This window comes from Tropicimonas sp. IMCC6043 (genome assembly GCF_004146235.1).
Classification (GTDB): Bacteria; Pseudomonadota; Alphaproteobacteria; order Rhodobacterales; family Rhodobacteraceae; genus Tropicimonas.
Genome location: NZ_SELO01000225.1, coordinates 1 through 259 on the forward strand (window position 1 = coordinate 1; position 259 = coordinate 259).

The window sequence follows — 259 nt, forward strand, 5'->3', positions numbered from 1 at the left end:
TTCAATGTCAAAACAAGATTCATTCAGTGAGGCAATGTAGCAGGTCCCGAGCCAAAACGGGAAACAACGTCATTTTAGCTGTTTTGGGGATTTTCAGGTTGATCTGTTTTAGCGAGCCAAGTTCGGCTTGAGCCGGTCTTTCCCAAGTTGGGCTTCGTTGAGGGCCATGGTGCCGCCTGCACCACGCCATGACAACGTTTTTCGAACGGAAACGCCTTGGGTGAACAGCCGATGCCCCGGACGGGGCCCTTGTCGGACG

At 53.3% G+C, this 259-nt stretch carries 1 protein-coding gene; it reads right to left on the reverse strand.

Going from position 1 to position 259, the window contains the following annotated elements; genetic code table 11:
• Positions 1–74: 74 nt before the first annotated feature.
• Positions 75–259, reverse strand: a 185-nt coding sequence (locus tag EU800_RS27440; protein WP_207210038.1) for a hypothetical protein, incomplete at its 5' end; no start/stop codon positions are given.